Here is a 20,372-nt window from a genome sequence, read left to right as displayed (position 1 = left end):
AATATGTTTCAAATTCTAAAAGCAGAGAAGACGATCGGCTTTATGCGTTGGTCGAAAGTGGCATTTGTATTCTCAATCTTTATGATTGCCGCTTCTATCTTCACCTTGTCAACCAAATGGCTGAACTGGGGGCTGGACTTCACGGGTGGTACGCTGATCGAGGTGGGTTTCGAAAGACCTGCTAACCTTGAAGAAATTCGTACTGCTCTTGACACAAAAGGCTTTGGTGACGCTACAGTACAGAACTTTGGTAGTGCACGTGAGGTGATGGTTCGTCTTCGTCCTCGTGATGATGTATCTGGCGAAACACTGGGTAACCAAATCATTGGTGCAATTAAAGATGGCACAGGCGAAAGCGTAGAGATGCGCCGTATTGAGTTTGTGGGTCCAAATGTTGGTGATGAGCTGACAGAGGCGGGTGGTTTGGCGATTATCGTGTCGCTAATCTGTATCCTTATCTACGTATCAATGCGATTTGAATGGCGTTTGGCTGCAGGTGCGGTAATGGCATTGGCGCACGACGTTATTATCACGCTAGGCGTCTTCTCATTCATGCAAATTGAAGTGGACCTGACTATCGTTGCTGCATTGCTGACGGTTGTGGGTTACTCGCTTAACGATACCATCGTTGTATTTGACCGGATCCGTGAGAACTTCCGCAAGATGCGTAAAGGCGAGCCGGCAGATATCATGGACGCTTCAATTACACAGACGTTGAGCCGTACTTTGATTACTTCTGGTACTACCTTGTTCGTCGTCATTGCGCTGTTTACTCAGGGTGGTGCGATGATTCACGGCTTCGCGACCGCATTGCTACTTGGTATCACGGTAGGTACTTACTCTTCTATCTACGTTGCATCAGCACTAGCGCTAAAACTGGGTATCCAGAAAGAGCACTTAATGCCACCTCAAGTAGAAAAAGAAGGGGCAGAATTCGACGAGATGCCATAAGGCAGATTGAGAATCGAAGTTTAAAAACCGCTGAGCAATCAGCGGTTTTTTTATGCCTAAATAAAAAGCTATCGGGTAGTTTTTAGATAGTGATATTCAGATACAAAAAAGCCCCGCTCAAAGAGCGGGGCTATTCAAAGTCATCAGGTGACGGGCTAGTATGACTTCAAAACCTACTACTTAAGGATCGCGCTGTTACCGTTTTCGCGAATATGCTTAAGGATAGATTTCACGCCACGAGCGCTAGAAGCCACGATGTTGCCAGACTTCATGTAATCAGTACCGCCAGCAAAGTCAGTCAGGATTGCGCCAGCTTCACGAGCAATCAGCTCACCAGCAGCCATATCCCAAGGTTTTAGACCTAGCTCGAAGTAACCATCAACACGGCCAGCAGCCACGTAACATAGGTCAAGTGCAGCAGAGCCGCTACGACGGAAATCAGAACACTCAGTGAATAGAGAGCCAACGATCTTGATGAAAGACTCAGAGTGTTGCTTCTGCTTGAATGGGAAACCAGTCGCTAAAACAGTACCTTGAAGGTCTTTAAGAGGAGTAACACGGATACGTGCGCTGTTTAGCTGTGCACCAGCACCACGTTGAGCCGTGAATAGCTCGTTTTGCATTGGATCGTATACACAAGCAACTTCAGTTTTGCCTTTGATACGAACTGCAATAGAAACAGCGAAGTGTGGGTAACCTTTTACAAAGTTATTAGTGCCATCCAGTGGGTCGATGATCCATTGTACGTCTTTATCTTTACCTTCGATAAGACCTTGTTCTTCAGCAACGATACAGTGCTCTGGGTAAGACTGCTTGATAGTATCGATGATGATGTATTCTGCTTCTTTGTCTACGTTAGTGACAAAGTCATTAGTGCCTTTAAGTGTAGATTCTACTTTATCTGTGTTTTCTAATGATTTAGCAATATGATTGCCTGCTTTTCGCGCAGCGCGAATAGCAATGTTTAGCATTGGATGCATACGAATTTCCCAACGGATGTTAAAGAACGAATATAAAAGCGGCGGCGAGTATACCAAAGATAAACAAAAAAGGAAGTGGTTATTTTTTGCTCTAATGATAGAAAGGCAAGACCAGTCTTGTTTGGTATACGACATCAATTAACGAGAATGCGAATAGGGCACGGCTTCGAACTAGGGTGTGTTAAAAAATTATGTTAATATCCTGCGGTTTTTAATTAGGTAGCAAACATAGATGTTGGATCAAGTAAAAATCGTACTCGTAGGTACCTCTCATTCAGGCAATATTGGCTCTGCAGCCCGTGCAATGAAAGTCATGGGGTTAAGCCAGCTTGTATTGGTTGATCCGCAGTGTGAAGTGGATGAACAAGCCTTGGCGTTAGCGGCCGGAGCCAGTGATATTGCTCAAAACGCGACGATTGTTAGCTCGCTGGATGAGGCCGTTCAGGATTGTGGTCTGGTCGTAGGTTCCAGTGCGCGCTCACGTACCTTAGAGTGGCCAATGTTGGAGCCGCGTGAATGTGGTGAGAAGTTCGCTGTTGAAGGTCAAAAGCACCCAGTCGCGCTGGTATTTGGGCGTGAGAGAACGGGCTTGACTAACGAAGAGTTACAGAAATGTCACTATCATGTTTGCATTCCAGCGAATCCAGAATACAGTTCCTTAAACTTAGCCATGGCGGTGCAAACCCTCAGCTATGAAGTTCGTGTTGCTCACCTTAACGTGGAAAAAAGTCAGTTTTCTCCGTCTGAACAAGAAGAGTACCCACGCCATAAAGAACTAGAAATGTTCTTTGAACACCTTGAAAAGGTGATCGTGGAAACCCAGTTTATTAGTAAAGAACAGCCAGGGCAGGTGATGAATAAACTGCGTCGCTTGTTCAATCGCGCTCGACCTGAAGCTCAAGAGCTTAATATTCTTCGAGGCATTTTGACTTCGATAGAGAAAAAGCGCTGAGTGAAAAATAGCCACCTTAAGTGTAAGGATAAATACCTGAGTAAAATGGTCAGATAAATACTTGACTAAAACACTCGGGTATGGAAAAATCATAATCATTACAAACCATGTGGATACGGTGTGGTATGAAACTTACATCTAAAGGAAGATATGCGGTGACAGCCATGCTGGATGTGGCACTGCATTCGCAACAAAACCCTGTACCTCTTGCTGATATTTCAGAACGTCAGGGGATTTCGCTCTCGTACTTAGAGCAGCTATTTTCTAAATTGCGTAAAGCGGGCCTTGTTGCCAGTGTTCGTGGTCCTGGTGGTGGTTACCGACTAGGTACAGACGCAGACGACATCGCCATTGGTACTGTGATTGCCGCTGTGGATGAGTCAGTCGATGCAACGAAATGCCAGGGTAAAGGAGACTGCCAAGGCGGGACTCGTTGCTTAACGCATACACTTTGGCGTGACTTAAGTTCTCGTATCAGTGACTTCTTGAATAACATCACGCTCGGCGAGTTGATGAAAGACAACGAAGTACTAGAAATTTCTGATCGTCAGGATATTGATCTGGCGGTGACTAATGGGCTTTCCAACAAAAATACAACTACCGCGCCCATCGGTATCAACGTCCGCTCTTAGCGGTCAGCATTTTACATTGGAGTAGAGAATGAAACTGCCGATTTATCTTGATTATTCCGCTACATGTCCCGTTGATCCACGTGTTGCTGAAAAAATGGTTCAGTACATGACAATGGATGGCACATTTGGCAACCCAGCGTCTCGTTCGCACCGTTACGGCTGGCAGGCAGAAGAAGCAGTGGATACTGCTCGTGAGCAAATTGCTGACCTTCTAAATGCAGATCCACGCGAAATCGTATTCACCTCTGGTGCGACTGAGTCTGACAACCTTGCAATTAAAGGTGCGGCTCACTTTTACTCGAAAAAGGGTAAGCATGTAATCACTTGTAAAACAGAACACAAAGCGGTTCTTGACCCATGTCGCCAACTAGAGCGCGAAGGGTTTGAAGTGACTTACCTAGAGCCAGAGTCAAACGGTCTGATCGATCTAGAAAAACTTAAAGCAGCAATGCGTGATGACACAGTGCTTGTTTCTATCATGCACGTGAACAACGAAATTGGCGTTATTCAAGACATCGCAGCTATTGGTGAGATGTGTCGTGAGCGTAAAATCGTGTTCCACGTAGATGCGGCTCAATCAGCAGGTAAGTTGCCAATCGACGTTCAAGAAATGAAAGTTGATTTGATTTCACTATCGGCGCACAAAATTTACGGCCCTAAAGGTATTGGTGCGCTTTACGTACGTCGTAAGCCACGTATCCGTCTTGAAGCGCAAATGCACGGTGGTGGCCATGAGCGTGGTTTCCGCTCTGGTACACTGGCAACTCACCAAATTGTTGGTATGGGTGAAGCTTTCCGTATCGCAAAAGAAGAGATGCAAAAAGATTACGACCACGCGCTTGCACTTCGCAACCGTCTTTACGATGGTGTGAAAGACCTTGAAGCGGTAACGGTAAATGGTGATTTTGAGCAACGCGTACCACAAAACCTAAACATCAGTTTTGCTTTCGTAGAAGGTGAATCACTGTTGATGTCGCTAAAAGATCTAGCGGTATCTTCTGGTAGTGCATGTACTTCTGCGAGTCTAGAGCCATCTTACGTTCTACGTGCCCTTGGCATGGACGATGAATTGGCTCACAGCTCAGTTCGTTTCTCATTCGGTCGTTTCACGACAGAAGAAGAAATTGATTACGCAATTGAACAAATACGCGTTGCAGTGACTAAGCTACGCGACATGTCTCCTCTATGGGATATGTACAAGGAAGGGGTTGATCTGAGCACTGTTGAATGGGCTCACCATTAATCTCACGGACTGAATAGAGGATTCGAGGTAATTTATCATGGCATACAGCGAAAAAGTAATTGATCACTACGAGAACCCACGTAACGTTGGTTCATTTGACAAAGAAGACCCATCAGTAGGTAGCGGCATGGTTGGCGCTCCAGCTTGTGGTGACGTGATGAAACTGCAAATCAAAGTGACACCAGAAGGTATCATTGAAGATGCGAAGTTCAAAACATACGGTTGTGGTAGTGCAATCGCATCAAGCTCACTAGTCACTGAATGGGTGAAAGGTAAGTCTGTTGATGAAGCAGCTGCAATCAAAAACTCTGAAATTGCAGAAGAGCTAGAACTTCCACCTGTGAAAGTTCACTGTTCAATTCTTGCTGAAGATGCAATCAAAGCAGCGGTTGCAGACTACAAGAAAAAACACCAAGAATAATTATTCCGTAATATAATGGGAGCCTTAAACGCTCCCATTCCAATCGAAATTTAGACAGACTAAGGTGCAGTATGGCCATCACAATGACAGAAACAGCGGCAAGTCGCGTAAAAGCATTCCTGGATAACCGAGGTAAAGGCATCGGTTTACGTCTTGGAGTGAAGACGACTGGTTGTTCCGGTATGGCGTATGTGCTTGAGTTTGTTGACGAGCTCAATGATGAAGAAGATGAAGTCTTTGACCTGTCAGGAGTAAAGATCATCATCGACAAAAAGAGTTTAGTCTACCTAGATGGTACTGAATTGGATTACGTGAAAGAAGGGTTGAATGAAGGTTTTGAGTTCAACAACCCTAACGCGAAAAGTGAATGTGGTTGTGGTGAAAGCTTCAACGTCTAATTGATTGTCCTTCTGGGCAACCGAGTCCGGAAGGCTTTACTAGGACCCGAACTTAATGAATCACTTTGAATTATTTGGGCTACCAAGTCAGTTTCAGCTGGATGGTAGCCTTCTTTCTTCTCAGTTCAGAGAACTACAAAAACGTTTCCACCCGGATAACTTTGCTACTGCGTCTGAGCGTGATCGCCTGATGGCAGTGCAAAAAGCCGCGCAGATTAACGATGCGTACCAAATCCTGAAAAATCCAATCTCCCGAGCGGAGTACATCTTGGCCGAACAGGGTATTGAACTTCGTGGTGAACAACAAACCATGCAAGATCCTATGTTCTTAATGGAGCAAATGGAACTGCGTGAAGAACTGGAAGAGATTGCTGGCAGCTCTGATCCTGAATCGGCGCTTTTTGACTTTGATTCTAAGGTCAGCAAAATGTATAAACAGCATTTGGCAAGCGTTGAGCAAGAGCTTAATGACGGTCTTTGGGCACAAGCCGCAGACCGAGTTCGCAAACTGAAATTCGTTGCCAAACTAAAGAACGAAATTGAGCTGGTTGAAGAGCGACTCTTCAGCTAGTTAGTGTGACAAGGATCTATAATGGCACTACTTCAAATCGCAGAACCGGGCCAAAGCTCGGCACCTCATGAGCACAAGTTAGCAGCAGGTATCGACTTAGGCACAACCAACTCATTAGTGGCTACTGTGCGTAGTGGCGATGCCGCGACTTTACAGGACAAGCAGGGTCGTAGCATTCTGCCTTCGGTAGTGAACTACTCGGCACAAGCAACTGTCGTGGGTGATGGTGCAAAACAAAAAGCTGAGCTTGAACCTGAAAATACCATTATCTCAGTAAAACGTTTAATCGGTCGTTCACTGAACGACATTCAATCTCGCTACCCATCGTTACCTTACCAGTTTAAAGAGAGCGATAACGGCCTGCCGGTTCTACAAACTGCTCAAGGTGATAAAAACCCGATTGAAGTCTCTGCTGATATTCTAAAAGTGCTGGGTCAACGTGCTGAAGAATCATTAGGTGGTGAGCTGGCTGGCGTGGTGATCACAGTGCCAGCATACTTTGATGATGCGCAGCGCGCAGGTACAAAAGATGCCGCTAAATTGGCTGGCCTGCACGTTCTTCGTCTGTTAAATGAGCCAACTGCAGCTGCCATTGCGTATGGTCTGGACTCAGGTCAGGAAGGCGTGATTGCAGTATACGATTTAGGTGGTGGTACATTTGATATCTCTATCTTGCGTCTGTCTAAAGGTGTCTTCGAAGTACTGGCAACGGGTGGTGATTCTGCGCTAGGTGGTGATGACTTTGACCATTTGTTCGCTGACTTCCTGATGGAGCAAGCGGGTCTTGAAGCCCCTCTTTCTGCAGAGAAAAACCGCACACTATTGAACATCGCAACCGCAACTAAAATTGCATTTTCCGAGCAAGACAGTGTAGACGTTGATGTATTTGGCTGGAAAGGCACAGTAACGCGTGAGCAGTTTGAAGAGTTGATTCGTCCTCTTGTGAAGAAGACATTGATGTCTTGCCGCCGCGCATTAAAAGACGCAGGTGTCGACGCTGAAGAAGTGCTTGAAGTGGTGATGGTTGGTGGTTCTACTCGTACCCTGTTAGTACGTGAAATGGTTGGCGAATTCTTCGGTCGTCCGCCGCTGACTAGCATTAACCCGGATGAAGTCGTCGCAATTGGCGCTGGTATCCAAGCGGATATTCTAGCAGGTAACAAGCCAGATTCTGAAATGCTGCTGCTCGATGTCATTCCATTGTCATTAGGCATTGAAACCATGGGCGGTTTGGTGGAAAAAATCATTCCTCGCAACACCACGATTCCGGTAGCTCGCGCGCAAGAATTTACCACGTTCAAAGATGGCCAAACAGCCATGAGCGTGCATGTCGTGCAAGGTGAGCGTGAAATGGTGGATGACTGCCGTTCGTTAGCTCGTTTCTCACTGAAAGGCATCCCACCAATGGCGGCGGGTGCAGCGCACATTCGAGTCACTTACCAAGTAGACGCCGATGGCTTGCTTTCTGTTACTGCGCTGGAGAAGAGCACCGGTGTGCAGTCTGAAATTCAAGTTAAGCCTTCATACGGTCTGAGTGATAACGAAGTCGCTAACATGTTGCGTGACTCTATGGATCATGCGAAAGAAGACATGCAAGCCCGTGCCTTAGCAGAACAGCGTGTCGAAGCTGACCGTGTGATTGAAGGTTTAATCGCTGCCATGCAAGCTGATGGTGATGAACTACTATCAGAGCAAGAGAAACAAGATCTAGTAAAAGCCATTGAAGCACTGATTGAGCTGCGCAATGGTGATAGTGCTGAAGCGATAGAGCAGGGCATTAAAGATACCGATAAAGCGAGCCAAAATTTTGCATCGCGTCGTATGGATAAATCGATTCGAGCTGCGTTGTCAGGTCAATCAGTAGACGATATATAAGAGATAAGTAGTTATGCCTAAGATTATTGTATTACCACACGAAGATTTGTGCCCAGAAGGCGCCGTGCTGGAAGCTGATACTGGTGAAACGGTTCTAGACGTCGCGTTAAAGAATGGTATTGGTATTGAGCACGCTTGTGAAAAGTCCTGTGCTTGTACCACTTGCCACGTGATCATCCGTGAAGGTTTTGATTCTCTTGAAGAGAGCGAAGAACTGGAAGATGACATGCTGGATAAAGCATGGGGTCTTGAGCCTGAATCTCGCCTTGGGTGTCAGGCGAGAATCGCGGATGAAGACCTGGTAGTTGAGATTCCGAAATACACGCTAAACCACGCGTCAGAAGATCATTAAAACTATCCCTCAAGTTTTAAGGGAAAGAAAAAGGAAGATGAGCATGAAATGGACAGATTCTCGCGATATCGCGATTGAGCTGTGTGATAAGTTTCCAGATGTGGACCCACAAACCGTGCGTTTTACCGACCTTCATCAATGGATCATGGAGCTGGATGGGTTTGACGATGACCCAAACCATTGCAACGAAAAGATTCTTGAAGCCGTTATTCTGTGCTGGATGGATGAAGCTGACTAATGCTCAATTCGGCGGTAAAACACAGCCGAGTTAACAATTTTTACTTAAAAAAGCGGACCGTCAGGTCCGTTTTTTATCATTTTGACATTTTTGCCGTACATAATGCTAACATCCGTGAGTTACTAAAAAACAAGCGGCGTAGGCAACGCCGTTATAAGACAAGGAGAAACCATGTCTACACAGATGTCTGTATTTTTAAGCCAAGATTCTGCAGCTCCACATTGGGGAGAAAAGGCCCTGCTCTCGTTTGCCGAGGCTGGAGCAACCATACACTTGGGTGAAGGTCATGATCTTGGTGCAGTTCAGCGCGCAGCTCGTCAGCTAGATGGCCAGGGAATTCACTCTATCCTACTTGCTGGTGACAATTGGGATCTAGAGAGTATCTGGGCTTTCCATCAAGGCTACCGCAACCCGAAAAAACACGGCTCTCTTGAGTGGGTTGCGTTATCAGAAGAAGATCAATCTGAACTTCAGGCGCGCATTACCGCTACCAATTTCACTCGCGATATCATCAACAAAACGGCAGAAGAGGTTGCACCTCGTCAACTTGCAACGATGGCCGCAGAGTTCATCAAATCTGTTGCTCCAGAAGGCACCGTTACTGCACGTATCGTTAAAGACAAAGATCTGCTGGCTGAAGGCTGGGAAGGCATTTATGCCGTTGGTCGTGGCTCTGAGCGTACATCAGCCATGCTGCAACTGGACTACAACCCAACTGGTGATGAAAACGCACCAGTATTTGCGTGTTTAGTTGGTAAAGGCATCACGTTTGATTCGGGCGGCTACAGCCTGAAGCCTTCTGCATTTATGAGCGCAATGAAAGCGGATATGGGCGGCTCCGGTACTATCACTGGTGGTTTGGGCTTGGCTATTCAGCGTGGTTTGAATAAACGTGTGAAATTGATCCTATGCTGTGCGGAGAACATGGTGTCAGGTCGCGCTCTGAAACTGGGTGATATCATCACCTACAAAAACGGTAAAACCGTTGAGATCATGAATACCGATGCCGAAGGTCGTTTGGTCTTGGCTGATGGTCTAATCTACGCAAGCGAGCAGAGCCCTGAGCTTATTATTGACTGCGCAACCTTGACTGGCGCGGCGAAAAACGCACTGGGTAACGATTACCACGCGCTAATGAGTTTCGATGATGATCTTTCTCATCAAGCTCTGACCGCTGCAAACCAAGAGAAAGAAGGCTTGTGGCCGCTGCCTCTTGCTGATTTCCACCGTGGTATGCTGCCATCAAACTTTGCGGATTTATCTAACATCAGCTCCGGTGATTACTCACCAGGTGCAAGTACCGCTGCGGCATTCTTGTCTTACTTTGTTGAAGATTACAAGAAAGGCTGGCTGCACTTTGACTGCGCGGGTACATACCGCAAATCAGCGTCTGAAAAATGGGCTGCAGGTGCAACTGGTATGGGTGTTCGCACGCTTGCTCGCTTTCTTAACGAGCAAGCCAACAAGTAATGAGAGAGCGGCATTTGGCTTCCAGATGCCGCGTTAATCAGTCACTTTGATATAAAACTATTATTACAAGTACAAAAAGGAAACTTTATGGCTCTAGAAAGAACGTTTTCAATTGTAAAGCCTGATGCTGTGGAACGAAATCTAATCGGTGAAATTTACAATCGTATTGAAAAAGCGGGTTTACGTATTGTGGCTGCTAAAATGGTTCACCTGACAGAAGAGCAGGCGAGCGGTTTTTACGCAGAACATGAAGGCAAAGAGTTTTTCCCACCTTTAAAAGAGTTCATGACTTCTGGTCCTATCATGGTTCAGGTTCTAGAAGGGGAAAATGCGATTGCACGTTACCGTGAACTTATGGGTAAAACTAACCCAGAAGAAGCGGCTGCTGGCACACTTCGTGCCGACTACGCGTTAAGCATGCGCCACAACTCTGTACATGGTTCTGATAGCCCAGAGTCGGCAGCTCGTGAGATTGAATTTTTCTTCCCTGAATCAGAGCTATTCTCGCGTTAATCTCGAGCGAACAAGTGCTCGTAAAGATAGTAAGCCTCGGAAGATTCCGGGGCTTTTTAGTTTATAAAACCAGACTAGCCCTGAAAGTAGAAGTGTACAAAATTTAATCAAAGTGATTTTAATGCCTTAGCAAAGTCAGGGTCTTAGACCCCTTGTTGTCGCTGCGTAAAGGCTGTACAATTCGCGCCCTTATTCTTGTTTCAGTCATTGAGAGGCAACATGACTACTGAAAAAATTAATCTACTCGACTTTGATCGCAAAGGCATGCGTCAATTTTTCGCGGAAGAACTAGGCGAGAAAGCGTTTCGTGCTGATCAGGTTATGAAGTGGATCTACCATTTCGGTGTTGATGACTTCGATAACATGACGAACATCAACAAGAAACTACGTGAAAAACTGCAGCACAAGTGTGAAATCAAAGCACCAACTGTTGCGGAAGCGCAACACTCTTCTGACGGCACTATCAAATGGGCGATGAAGGTGGGCGACCAAGACGTAGAAACGGTTTACATCCCTGAAGATGATCGCGCGACATTGTGTGTGTCTTCTCAGGTTGGTTGTGCACTGGAATGTAAGTTCTGTTCAACAGCTCAACAAGGCTTCAACCGTAACCTTAAAGTGTCTGAAATCATTGGTCAGGTGTGGCGTGCTGCACGTGAAGTTGGCCTTGAGAAGGAAACTGGCCGTCGCCCAATTACCAACGTGGTAATGATGGGCATGGGCGAGCCTCTTCTGAACATGAAGAACTTGATCCCTGCGCTGGAAATCATGTTGGATGACTTAGGCTTTGGTTTATCTAAGCGCCGTGTTACGGTTTCTACATCGGGTGTTGTGTCTGGTCTTGATCAGATGACCGGCAAAATTGATGTTGCATTGGCTATCTCTCTTCATGCGCCGAACGATAAGTTGCGTAGTGAAATTATGCCAATCAACGACCGTTGGGATATTGAAGATTTCTTGGCATCAGTACGCCGTTACATCGCTTCGTCTAACGCGAACCGTGGCAAAGTGACGGTGGAATACGTGTTGCTTGATCATGTCAATGACGACATGGACCACGCGCGTGAGCTTGCTGAGCTAATGAAAGATACGCCATGTAAGATCAACTTGATTCCATTTAACCCGTATCCAGGTTCGCCATATAAGAAGCCAAGCAATTCTCGTATTGACCGCTTCCAAAAGACGCTGATGCAGTATGAGCATACAGTGACTGTGCGTAAGACTCGTGGTGATGATATTGATGCGGCATGTGGACAGCTTGTTGGTGACGTTATTGACCGAACCAAGCGTACCGCAACGTTAAAAGCGGCACGTGGTGCAGATACTATTGAAGTTAAAGCAGTTTAAGTTGCGTGAATTTAAAAATAGCCAGAGCCTTTGCTCTGGCTATTTTGTTTACAGAGATTGCCATAAGCAAATAGCTGTCATGACAGGTAATGCATATCGTGTTTTCAGCGATATGGGCGGTGTAAAAATCACAGTGCAGAAGCGGCTAGTTAAGGCCTTTTCACAGTATAACCTTATGCTTAGAATGGAATTGCGTATAATTTCTAATTACAGTGTCAAAGTTTGGACAAAAGCTTGAGCAATCTGTTAGTTTGAGTGGAAAGAGTTTTTGTCTTTGTTATACATTGTCTTATCATGTGTATAGCATTTACGACAACATCGGGAAATCTCGGCTTATTCTCTCATACGTTTTGCTGATTTTTGCGAGGCGAGTATTCACATTCAAAGCTCAGAGAAATTCTTAAAATTATTACTTTGGTTAACATGATTAGGCTGGCTATCTTTAAGTGAGTCTTAAGAAAAACAACGAAAATAAATAACAGCGTTAGCCACTAAAACAGACTAAAAACCATCATTATGACAGAACACGAAAATACGAATGAAGTCCCGCTTTCGATTGAAGCAGGCACATTATTGAAAAACAAGCGCGAATCTTTAGGTATGACACAAAAGCAAGTTGCTGACCGCCTGAGGCTTCGCGTTTCTGTTATTGAAGATATTGAAAACAATCGATTTGAATCACAACAAGTGGCGACGTTTACTCGTGGTTATTTGCGCTCGTATGCCAAAATGGTTGGTCTTGATGAAAAAGTGGTGTTAACGGCGCTAGAGCAAACAGCCGATATCCAACCGAAAGATCAAGAAATCGAAATGCAGAGTTTTTCTCGCAAAACAAAACATGAAAAGCACAATAGCCGTATCATGTTTCTGACCTGGGTTATCGCGATAGTGATTACCGGGATCTCCGCTGCCTGGTGGTGGCAAAACCAACAAGATAATAGCCTGACTCAGGTTGTGACTGATTCTAGTGTTGAAGCGCCTGAACCGAGTGCAGAAGAGCTGGCAGACATCGACCAAATGAGTGCAGACGAGTTAATCGCGAGTACTCCAGAAGACATTGCTGCTTCAACAGAGCAACTGGTAGCAACAGACGAAACGTTAAGCTCTGCACAAGCAACAGAGACTCTATCTGGGGAGCAACCAGCAAGCACCGACGTTGAAGAGCCTGCTGCAGTAATTGAAGAAGCTGAAGTTGTTGACGAGCCAGCCATCATCGTGCCAGAAGGAATGAGTCTTCTCACTATGACATTTAAAGCTGACTGCTGGATTCAGGTGAAAGATACCAATGGCAAAACCTTGGTAAGTGGCACTCATAAACCAGGTCAGGATGTAGAACTTACCGGAAAAGCACCATTTAAAGTGATTTTGGGCGCACCGGAAGGGGTTACAATGACATTTGCGAGTGAACCTGTCGACCTTTCTGGGTATACTTCAGGCAAAGTCGCTAGATTCACTTTACCGTTATAAAAAATTATGCAACACGAATCTCCTATTATTCGTCGTAAATCGACGCGTATTTATGTGGGTGATGTGCCAATTGGTGATGGTGCTCCAATTGCTGTACAGTCAATGACCAACACTCGCACGACTGACGTGGAAGCGACAGTCGCACAAATCCGAGCACTAGAAAAAGTCGGCGCAGACATCGTCCGTGTTTCTGTACCTACAATGGATGCTGCTGAAGCCTTTAAACTGATCAAGCAGCAAGTCTCTGTTCCTTTGGTCGCCGATATTCACTTTGACTATCGTATTGCACTTAAAGTGGCGGAGTACGGTGTTGACTGTCTGCGCATCAACCCGGGTAACATCGGCAACGAAGAGCGTATTCGCTCAGTGGTTGATTGTGCCCGTGACAAAAACATCCCTATCCGTATTGGTGTCAACGGTGGTTCTTTAGAAAAAGATCTGCAGATGAAGTACGGTGAGCCAACACCAGAAGCCTTGGTGGAGTCGGCAATGCGTCATGTGGATCACTTAGATCGTCTCAACTTTGACCAATTCAAAGTGAGCGTGAAAGCATCCGATGTTTTTCTTGCAGTAGACTCATACCGTCTGTTAGCTAAGAAAATTGACCAGCCCCTACACTTAGGCATTACCGAAGCGGGTGGTGCGCGTGCTGGTGCTGTGAAGTCTTCTGTCGGCTTGGGTATGCTTCTGGCTGAAGGTATCGGTGATACTTTGCGTATCTCTCTCGCAGCGGATCCAGTCGAAGAGATCAAAGTTGGTTTTGATATTCTGAAGTCCTTACGCATTCGTTCACGTGGAATCAATTTCATTGCGTGTCCGAGCTGTTCTCGTCAGGAATTTGATGTCATCGGGACCGTTAACGCACTTGAAGAGCGTTTAGAAGATATCATCACCCCAATGGATGTATCGATTATCGGTTGTGTCGTCAATGGTCCGGGGGAAGCAGAAGTTTCCCATTTAGGCTTGGCGGGTAGTAACAAGAAGAGTGCGTTTTATGAAGATGGCAAACGCCAGAAAGAGCGCTTTGATAACGATGATCTTGTGAATCAGCTCGAAGCTAAGATCCGAGCGAAAGCGTCTATGATGGACAGCGAAAATCGCATCGAAGTAAAAATACAAGATTAATCTCAACGAGAATTACGGTAAGTATTGTGGCAAAAACAATTCAAGCAATTCGAGGCATGAACGACTGCCTCCCAACTCAATCACCACTGTGGCAAAAGCTAGAAAACGCAGCGAAAAATGTAATTAGCGCATACGGTTATAACGAAATGCGTATGCCAATCGTTGAGATGACACATCTATTTAGTCGTGCAATTGGCGAAGTGACTGACGTGGTTGAAAAAGAAATGTACACGTTCGACGATCGCAATGGTGACAGCCTGACGCTTCGTCCAGAAGGGACTGCTGGTTGTGTACGTGCTGGGATCGAAAACGGTCTACTGTACAACCAAGAACAACGCGTTTGGTACATGGGCCCAATGTTCCGTCACGAGCGTCCTCAAAAAGGTCGTTACCGTCAGTTCCACCAATGTGGCGTGGAAGTGTTTGGTTTAAATGGCCCAGACGTTGATGCCGAACTTATCATGATGACAGCGCGTCTATGGCGTGAGCTGGGTATCGATAAGCACGTTCGACTAGAGCTGAACTCAATTGGTTCACTAGAAGCGCGCGCGAACTACCGTGAAGCTCTGATTGCCTTCCTAGAGCAGCATATGGATGTTCTGGATGAAGACTGCAAGCGTCGTATGCACACTAACCCTCTGCGTGTTCTTGATTCTAAAAACCCAGATGTTCAGGCTATTTTAGGTGACGCTCCTCGTCTTTCCGAGCACTTAGACCAAGAATCTAAGCAACATTTTGCAGGTCTGTGTGAACTTCTTGATGCTGCAGGTATCGAATACACTGTTAACGAACGTCTTGTTCGTGGTCTGGACTACTACAACCGTACTGTTTTCGAGTGGATCACTGAAAGCTTAGGTGCACAAGGTACAGTATGTGGTGGTGGTCGTTATGACGGTCTGGTTGAGCAGCTAGGTGGTAAAGCAACGCCGGCAGTAGGCTTTGCGATGGGCCTTGAACGCCTGGTGCTTATGCTGGAAACACTAGAGTTAACGGAAGTACGTCGTAGCGTTGACGTATACGTTGTGACCGCGGGCGAAGGTACCATGATGGCAGGGATGAAACTTGCCGAGCAGCTTCGTGAAGAAGTACCTGGCGTACGTGTGATGAATCACTTTGGTGGCGGTAACTTCAAGAAACAGTTTAAACGCGCAGATAAAGTCGGTGCTGTTGTAGCATTGGTTCTGGGTGAAAATGAAGTTGCGGATAACACCGTAGTATTGAAAGACTTGGCTGGTGGTGAGCAACACACTTACAACCAAGCAGAAGTTGCTGAAAAGATCGCAGCACTGATTTAAGTCTTTTAGTAAGCTAGTAATTTTATCCTGGTTCGTTATTTGAGGCTCCCAACTGTGGAGCCTTTAAACGAGATAGGAACAATGGCACCTTTGCTGCCATTTGCATGTTTTAAGAGGACAGGAAGTGGAACTTTACGATACTGAAGAACAACAAGTTGAAGCCATTAAAGACTGGTGGAAAGAGAACGGCAAAGCCGTCATCATCGGTGCGGTTGTTGGTCTAGGTGGTTTATTTGGTTGGCGTTACTACCAGGATTCAGTGATTCAGGCGAGTGAAGCAGCTTCACAGAACTACACCACAGCGATTAATGCGCTACAAGAAAAAGGTGTTGACGCACAGGCTGAAGTTCAAGCTTTCATCGACTCAAGCAAAGCAAAAGAATATTCAGTATTGGCCGCACTGCAACTCGCAAAGTCGCAAGTTGAAGCACAAGATCTTTCTGCAGCGCTAGAGCAACTAAAGTGGGCACAAAGTAGTACTGAAGATGCAGCATTGTCTCCACTTATCAGCTACCGTATAGCTCGAATTGAAGCGGAACTGGGTAACTTTGATGCAGCGACTTCTGAACTAAGCAAAGTCACCGAAACCGCATGGACAGGTCGGATCGCGGAGCTCCGTGGTGATATCGCTCTTCGTCAAGGCGACAAGGATGCCGCGTATGCTGCTTACACCGAAGCACAGCAAGCGACGGATGCAAGTCCGACACTACAAATGAAATTGGACGATCTGGCGAAGTAAGGACCGCATTGGATGAAAAGTGTCTTTAAAAAAGCCTTGTTAGGGGCGTTAACGATGGGAATTCTTGCTGGTTGTGCCAGCGAAGAAGATACCATTGTGATGGCGCCGCTACCTCAAGTCGATAGTGAGTTTACGACTCATACTGAGTGGAGCACATCGGTCGGTGATGGCGTGGGTCATTACTTCTCTAAGCTGTCTCCAGTTTATGCGAATGGTACTTTATTTGTTGCCAGCCGCGACGGTGTTGTCAAAGCGCTGGATCCGGAAAACGGCAAGCCGTTGTGGGAATCAGACCTGGAAGAAAGTGTCGTTGCGAGACTTTCTGGTGGTATCACGGCTGCTTATGGAAGCCTATTTATTGGCTCTGACAATGGTGACGTCATCGCACTTTCTCAAGAGACAGGCGAAGTGAACTGGCGTGTAAAGGTTGGCGGAGAAGTACTGGTGAAGCCAGTTGCTGATTCTGGTCTTATCATCATTAATACCAGCCGAGGCACGCTTGTTGCTCTCAATGAGAGTACTGGTGAGCAACGTTGGGCACTGAGTACTGAAGTTCCTAACCTGACTTTACGTGGTGACAGTACCCCTGTGGCGATTGGTGGTGGTGTTTTCTGGGGTACGGCAAATGGTCGACTCGCTGCCGCGATTGTGGAGCGTGGTCAGCTTATTTGGCAACAACCAATCGGTACTCCAAAAGGTGCAACGGAAATCGACCGTTTGGTTGACGTTGACGCTTCTCCAATCGTACTTGGCGGCACTCTTTTCACCATCGGCTTTAATGGTCAGTTAGTTGCGGTTGATTTACGCTCTGCAAATCCGATTTGGAAGCGTAATTACTCATCGGCGAATGACATGGCAACAGATGGCAATCGTCTGTTTGTCATTACTGAAAAAGATCATGTTGTCGCCGTTGATGCGCGAAGTGGCACTGAGTTGTGGGAAAACAGCTTGCTAGAGCACCGTCAATTGACAGCGCCAGTTGTGATAGGCAACTACTTGGTTGTTGGTGACTCATTGGGTTATCTGCACTGGATGGATCGCTCAAGCGGTGATTTCGTCGCGCAGCAATATGTTGATGACAGTGGCTTTGCTGTTGGCCCAACAATGCTGTCTGATGGTTATGTCCTTACTACTCGCAATGGCGATGTAAAGAAACTAACCATTAACGAATAATATCGTGATATAATTCACATTCGGCTCCTGGCTGGTGACAGTTAGGAGCCGTTTTGTTGTTTGAAATTATTGTTTATTTATTAAAAGTTATTCTTGACGTGGTTATAGGTAAAACCTGGTTTGATTTGGCATTGGGCAAGTCGTTACCTATAACTACAGAAGAAAGATTATTGTAGAGGTTGTTATGGTACCTGTTGTGGCCCTAGTCGGGCGTCCGAATGTAGGTAAATCTACACTATTTAACCGATTAACTCGCACTCGTGACGCGTTGGTTGCGGACTTTCCTGGCCTGACGCGAGACCGTAAATATGGCCAAGCTAAACTTGGTGAAGAGCACGAATTCATCGTCATTGATACCGGTGGTATTGATGGTACGGAAGAAGGCGTTGAAACAAAGATGGCCGAGCAGTCTTTAGCGGCCATTGATGAAGCTGACGTAGTGCTATTCCTTGTTGATGGTCGTGCTGGTCTTACGCCTTCTGATGAAGCGATTGCGGCGCACCTGCGTAAAATTGAAAAGCCAGCAATGCTGGTAGTAAACAAAATTGATGGTATTGATGCCGATGCTGCTTGTGCCGATTTCTGGCAATTGGGTGTCGACGACATGTACCAGATCGCTGCAGCTCATGGTCGTGGCGTGACAGCACTTCTTGAACGAGCTTTAGCGCCGTTCTTTGATGACTTGCTGGGCAGCGAGTCAGAAGAGGGTGAGATTGAAGATCTGACTGAATTTGAAGATGCTGAAATCCTAGAAGAAGAGTACAGCGAAGAAGAAGCGGAACAAGAGTTCAAGCGTCTTCAGGATCAGCCAATCAAACTAGCTATCATTGGCCGTCCAAACGTTGGTAAATCAACGTTGACCAACCGTATTTTGGGTGAAGAGCGTGTCGTTGTTTACGATATGCCAGGCACCACACGCGATTCTATCTACATTCCGATGGAACGTGATGGTCGTGAATACGTACTTATTGATACCGCAGGCGTACGTCGCCGTGGTCGTATCAATGAAACGGTAGAGAAATTCTCCGTCGTTAAAACGTTGAAGGCTGTCGAAGATGCAAACGTGGTTCTGCTGGTTATCGACGCGCGTGAAAACATTTCTGATCAAGACTTAAGCCTGCTCGGTTTTGCTCTGAACGCTGGCCGTTCTATCGTACTTGCGGTAAACAAGTGGGATGGTCTGGATAACGATGTGAAAGAGAACGTGAAGAAAGAGCTAGACCGTCGTCTGGGCTTTGTTGACTTCGCTCGTATTCACTTTATTTCAGCATTGCACGGTACTGGTGTTGGTCACTTGTTTGAGTCAATTCAGGAAGCCTATAAATCGGCAACGACACGTGTAGGTACGTCTGTTCTGACTCGTATCATGAAGATGGCTGTTGATGATCACCAGCCGCCTATGGTTCGTGGTCGTCGTATTAAACTGAAATACGCACACGCAGGTGGTTATAATCCACCAATCGTGGTTGTTCACGGTAATATGGTTCGTGAGCTACCAGATTCGTACAAACGTTATCTTATGAACTATTTTCGCAAGTCTCTGGAAATTATGGGTACACCAATCCGTATTAACTTCCAGAACAGTGAGAACCCATTTGAGAACCGTACGAATAAACTTACGCTTTCTCAGGAACGTAAGCGCAAGCGTATGATGTCCGCGGTTAAAAACCGTAAGTAATCGAATTCAACAATACCCAAGTTTTGCTTGGGTATTTTTTTATCTTCAAAACACAGAACAACGACTATGACGACTACTGTGGATAAATGTCTGGATACGTATTTTAGGTAAAACACTTCGAAAAAGAGGGCTAAACAGCGCAGATATGCTGTCGTACCTTAGTGATATAGAACATAAGGTCAATGCTCAGCTATCCGAATGGCTTCAGCGTGACGAGTCGATCATTATTGAGTGTCATGGTGAGAATCTTACCGATTCTCGCTATTGGAAGTGCGATCTGGGAGAGGGTGAAATCGCTGTGATCCCTTGTGGTGGCACGCATGCCAGTCACTTAAATGAATTTGGCTCAATACACTTCACCTTACGAGAATGTGGTGCGCAAAGCATCGAAATGCACACCGAAGTAAAAGCGTTTTTAGATAATTAGATCTTTTTATTAAGTTCTGTTTTCTTTGTTTTTTAACTTTCGTTTTAGTGTTTTTATCTGTTTGAAATTGAAATGCAGAATATGTAACTTATGCTTTCGGTGTGTGGTTATATAAATATTCTTTTAGGGGGTGATCGCTGATCAAGTGGGTAATATCCGAAGATCAGAGTAAGATCTTTATATGCCCTAATGAGTAACGCATCAATCCGATATCTCAAAAGCAGTGACGGCGATCATTGTTTGGCGTGGCAAATTTTGAATAATGAGATCAAAAAATGAGTAAGGTAAAGGCGTATGCAGCAGAATATTTGTCCGACTTGTGACGTTGAATTAGAGTGGACGGGTCAGTATCACTGTAACCAGTGTGACTCCGATTTCAAAAAGGTAGGGTTTTGTCCCGATTGTGACGCTGAACTGGAAAAGCTCCAGGCTTGTGGGGCGGCGAATTACTTCTGTAATACCTGTAATGAACTCAAATCAAAATCTCGAGTTCGATTTGAGTTTCAAAAGATTGACTAACGCTAA

Annotated in this window: 21 protein-coding genes and 1 pseudogene; 21 read left to right on the top strand and 1 reads right to left on the bottom strand. The window is 45.8% G+C overall.

Features of this window, described 5'->3' with window-relative positions:
- Positions 1-3: 3 nt before the first annotated feature.
- Positions 4-951 carry a protein translocase subunit SecF gene (secF, locus tag OO774_RS12805; RefSeq protein WP_264903033.1) on the top strand — a complete coding sequence of 316 codons (948 nt, stop codon included), beginning with the start codon at positions 4-6 and terminating at the stop codon, positions 949-951.
- A 176-nt stretch (positions 952-1,127) separates the two neighbouring features.
- Here the strand turns inward: secF and suhB are convergent, their stop codons facing one another.
- A complete protein-coding gene (gene suhB / locus OO774_RS12800; RefSeq protein ID WP_264903032.1) occupies positions 1,128-1,931 on the bottom strand; it encodes an inositol-1-monophosphatase in 804 nt (267 codons plus the stop codon).
- A gap of 232 nt (positions 1,932-2,163) precedes the next feature.
- On the opposite strand from suhB, the gene trmJ reads away from it, so the two are divergent.
- The 20 genes and pseudogenes from trmJ to OO774_RS12700 all read left to right on the top strand — a co-directional run bounded on the left by trmJ (position 2,164) and on the right by OO774_RS12700 (position 20,366).
- A complete protein-coding gene (gene trmJ / locus OO774_RS12795) occupies positions 2,164-2,883 on the top strand; it encodes a tRNA (cytosine(32)/uridine(32)-2'-O)-methyltransferase TrmJ (RefSeq protein ID WP_264903031.1) in 720 nt (239 codons plus the stop codon).
- A gap of 125 nt (positions 2,884-3,008) precedes the next feature.
- The gene (iscR, locus tag OO774_RS12790) at positions 3,009-3,515 is read left to right on the top strand and encodes a Fe-S cluster assembly transcriptional regulator IscR (RefSeq protein WP_264903030.1); all 507 of its coding nucleotides are present in this window, start codon (positions 3,009-3,011) and stop codon (positions 3,513-3,515) included.
- A 28-nt stretch (positions 3,516-3,543) separates the two neighbouring features.
- Positions 3,544-4,758, top strand: coding sequence for an IscS subfamily cysteine desulfurase (locus tag OO774_RS12785; protein ID WP_264903029.1), 1,215 nt, complete (start codon positions 3,544-3,546; stop codon positions 4,756-4,758).
- A gap of 37 nt (positions 4,759-4,795) precedes the next feature.
- Positions 4,796-5,179 (top strand): Fe-S cluster assembly scaffold IscU, encoded by a 384-nt coding sequence (iscU, locus tag OO774_RS12780; RefSeq protein ID WP_005381718.1) that lies wholly within the window; start codon positions 4,796-4,798, stop codon positions 5,177-5,179.
- Positions 5,180-5,250: 71 nt separating this feature from the next.
- Positions 5,251-5,577 carry an iron-sulfur cluster assembly protein IscA gene (gene iscA / locus OO774_RS12775; protein ID WP_176290955.1) on the top strand — a complete coding sequence of 109 codons (327 nt, stop codon included), beginning with the start codon at positions 5,251-5,253 and terminating at the stop codon, positions 5,575-5,577.
- Between the two features lie 55 nt (positions 5,578-5,632).
- Positions 5,633-6,148: a co-chaperone HscB gene (gene hscB, locus OO774_RS12770; RefSeq protein WP_264903028.1), complete on the top strand. Its 516-nt coding sequence runs from the start codon at positions 5,633-5,635 to the stop codon at positions 6,146-6,148.
- 21 nt (positions 6,149-6,169) lie between these two features.
- Complete coding sequence (hscA, locus tag OO774_RS12765) at positions 6,170-8,023, top strand: Fe-S protein assembly chaperone HscA (protein ID WP_264903027.1); 1,854 nt, start codon at positions 6,170-6,172, stop codon at positions 8,021-8,023.
- Between the two features lie 13 nt (positions 8,024-8,036).
- A complete protein-coding gene (gene fdx, locus OO774_RS12760) occupies positions 8,037-8,375 on the top strand; it encodes an ISC system 2Fe-2S type ferredoxin (RefSeq protein WP_237318568.1) in 339 nt (112 codons plus the stop codon).
- Between the two features lie 43 nt (positions 8,376-8,418).
- Positions 8,419-8,613, top strand: coding sequence for a Fe-S cluster assembly protein IscX (iscX, locus tag OO774_RS12755; protein ID WP_264903026.1), 195 nt, complete (start codon positions 8,419-8,421; stop codon positions 8,611-8,613).
- 171 nt (positions 8,614-8,784) lie between these two features.
- Positions 8,785-10,083, top strand: a complete 1,299-nt coding sequence (pepB, locus tag OO774_RS12750; protein ID WP_264903025.1) for an aminopeptidase PepB — start codon at positions 8,785-8,787, stop codon at positions 10,081-10,083.
- An 87-nt stretch (positions 10,084-10,170) separates the two neighbouring features.
- Positions 10,171-10,596 carry a nucleoside-diphosphate kinase gene (gene ndk, locus OO774_RS12745; RefSeq protein WP_264903024.1) on the top strand — a complete coding sequence of 142 codons (426 nt, stop codon included), beginning with the start codon at positions 10,171-10,173 and terminating at the stop codon, positions 10,594-10,596.
- A 219-nt stretch (positions 10,597-10,815) separates the two neighbouring features.
- Positions 10,816-11,943 carry a bifunctional tRNA (adenosine(37)-C2)-methyltransferase TrmG/ribosomal RNA large subunit methyltransferase RlmN gene (locus tag OO774_RS12740; protein WP_264903023.1) on the top strand — a complete coding sequence of 376 codons (1,128 nt, stop codon included), beginning with the start codon at positions 10,816-10,818 and terminating at the stop codon, positions 11,941-11,943.
- A 516-nt stretch (positions 11,944-12,459) separates the two neighbouring features.
- The gene (rodZ, locus tag OO774_RS12735) at positions 12,460-13,410 is read left to right on the top strand and encodes a cytoskeleton protein RodZ (protein WP_264903022.1); all 951 of its coding nucleotides are present in this window, start codon (positions 12,460-12,462) and stop codon (positions 13,408-13,410) included.
- A 6-nt stretch (positions 13,411-13,416) separates the two neighbouring features.
- Entirely contained in the window at positions 13,417-14,535 is a 1,119-nt protein-coding gene (gene ispG, locus OO774_RS12730; protein ID WP_264903021.1) for a flavodoxin-dependent (E)-4-hydroxy-3-methylbut-2-enyl-diphosphate synthase, read from the top strand.
- A 26-nt stretch (positions 14,536-14,561) separates the two neighbouring features.
- Entirely contained in the window at positions 14,562-15,830 is a 1,269-nt protein-coding gene (gene hisS, locus OO774_RS12725; protein WP_264903020.1) for a histidine--tRNA ligase, read from the top strand.
- 124 nt (positions 15,831-15,954) lie between these two features.
- Entirely contained in the window at positions 15,955-16,569 is a 615-nt protein-coding gene (locus OO774_RS12720; RefSeq protein WP_264903019.1) for a YfgM family protein, read from the top strand.
- A gap of 12 nt (positions 16,570-16,581) precedes the next feature.
- The gene (bamB, locus tag OO774_RS12715; RefSeq protein ID WP_264903018.1) at positions 16,582-17,742 is read left to right on the top strand and encodes an outer membrane protein assembly factor BamB; all 1,161 of its coding nucleotides are present in this window, start codon (positions 16,582-16,584) and stop codon (positions 17,740-17,742) included.
- A 184-nt stretch (positions 17,743-17,926) separates the two neighbouring features.
- Positions 17,927-19,420: a ribosome biogenesis GTPase Der gene (der, locus tag OO774_RS12710; RefSeq protein WP_264903017.1), complete on the top strand. Its 1,494-nt coding sequence runs from the start codon at positions 17,927-17,929 to the stop codon at positions 19,418-19,420.
- Between the two features lie 75 nt (positions 19,421-19,495).
- Positions 19,496-19,847 (top strand): annotated as a pseudogene (locus tag OO774_RS12705) (alanyl-tRNA editing protein); the annotation flags it as partial.
- A gap of 294 nt (positions 19,848-20,141) precedes the next feature.
- On the top strand, positions 20,142-20,366 hold the full coding sequence (locus OO774_RS12700; RefSeq protein WP_264903016.1) for a zinc ribbon domain-containing protein: 225 nt from the start codon (positions 20,142-20,144) through the stop codon (positions 20,364-20,366).
- Positions 20,367-20,372: the final 6 nt, after the last annotated feature.

The organism is Vibrio sp. STUT-A11 (assembly GCF_026000435.1).
Lineage (GTDB): Bacteria > Pseudomonadota > Gammaproteobacteria > Enterobacterales > Vibrionaceae > Vibrio.
Note: the sequence above shows the minus strand (reverse complement) of the source record. Positions and strands in the feature narration are given on the sequence as shown.

Bases quoted from the DNA above. Each gene is read 5' to 3' on its own strand.
- ndk (WP_264903024.1), top strand. From the start codon at position 10,171: ATGGCTCTAGAAAGAACGTTTTCAATTGTAAAGCCTGATGCTGTGGAA.
- suhB (WP_264903032.1), bottom strand. From the start codon at position 1,931: ATGCATCCAATGCTAAACATTGCTATTCGCGCTGCGCGAAAAGCAGGC.
- OO774_RS12700 (WP_264903016.1), top strand. From the start codon at position 20,142: ATGCAGCAGAATATTTGTCCGACTTGTGACGTTGAATTAGAGTGGACG.
- OO774_RS12785 (WP_264903029.1), top strand. From the start codon at position 3,544: ATGAAACTGCCGATTTATCTTGATTATTCCGCTACATGTCCCGTTGAT.
- ispG (WP_264903021.1), top strand. From the start codon at position 13,417: ATGCAACACGAATCTCCTATTATTCGTCGTAAATCGACGCGTATTTAT.
- der (WP_264903017.1), top strand. From the start codon at position 17,927: ATGGTACCTGTTGTGGCCCTAGTCGGGCGTCCGAATGTAGGTAAATCT.
- fdx (WP_237318568.1), top strand. From the start codon at position 8,037: ATGCCTAAGATTATTGTATTACCACACGAAGATTTGTGCCCAGAAGGC.
- rodZ (WP_264903022.1), top strand. From the start codon at position 12,460: ATGACAGAACACGAAAATACGAATGAAGTCCCGCTTTCGATTGAAGCA.
- hscB (WP_264903028.1), top strand. From the start codon at position 5,633: ATGAATCACTTTGAATTATTTGGGCTACCAAGTCAGTTTCAGCTGGAT.
- iscR (WP_264903030.1), top strand. From the start codon at position 3,009: ATGAAACTTACATCTAAAGGAAGATATGCGGTGACAGCCATGCTGGAT.
- pepB (WP_264903025.1), top strand. From the start codon at position 8,785: ATGTCTACACAGATGTCTGTATTTTTAAGCCAAGATTCTGCAGCTCCA.
- trmJ (WP_264903031.1), top strand. From the start codon at position 2,164: ATGTTGGATCAAGTAAAAATCGTACTCGTAGGTACCTCTCATTCAGGC.
- iscU (WP_005381718.1), top strand. From the start codon at position 4,796: ATGGCATACAGCGAAAAAGTAATTGATCACTACGAGAACCCACGTAAC.
- hscA (WP_264903027.1), top strand. From the start codon at position 6,170: ATGGCACTACTTCAAATCGCAGAACCGGGCCAAAGCTCGGCACCTCAT.
- OO774_RS12740 (WP_264903023.1), top strand. From the start codon at position 10,816: ATGACTACTGAAAAAATTAATCTACTCGACTTTGATCGCAAAGGCATG.
- bamB (WP_264903018.1), top strand. From the start codon at position 16,582: ATGAAAAGTGTCTTTAAAAAAGCCTTGTTAGGGGCGTTAACGATGGGA.
- iscA (WP_176290955.1), top strand. From the start codon at position 5,251: ATGGCCATCACAATGACAGAAACAGCGGCAAGTCGCGTAAAAGCATTC.
- secF (WP_264903033.1), top strand. From the start codon at position 4: ATGTTTCAAATTCTAAAAGCAGAGAAGACGATCGGCTTTATGCGTTGG.
- iscX (WP_264903026.1), top strand. From the start codon at position 8,419: ATGAAATGGACAGATTCTCGCGATATCGCGATTGAGCTGTGTGATAAG.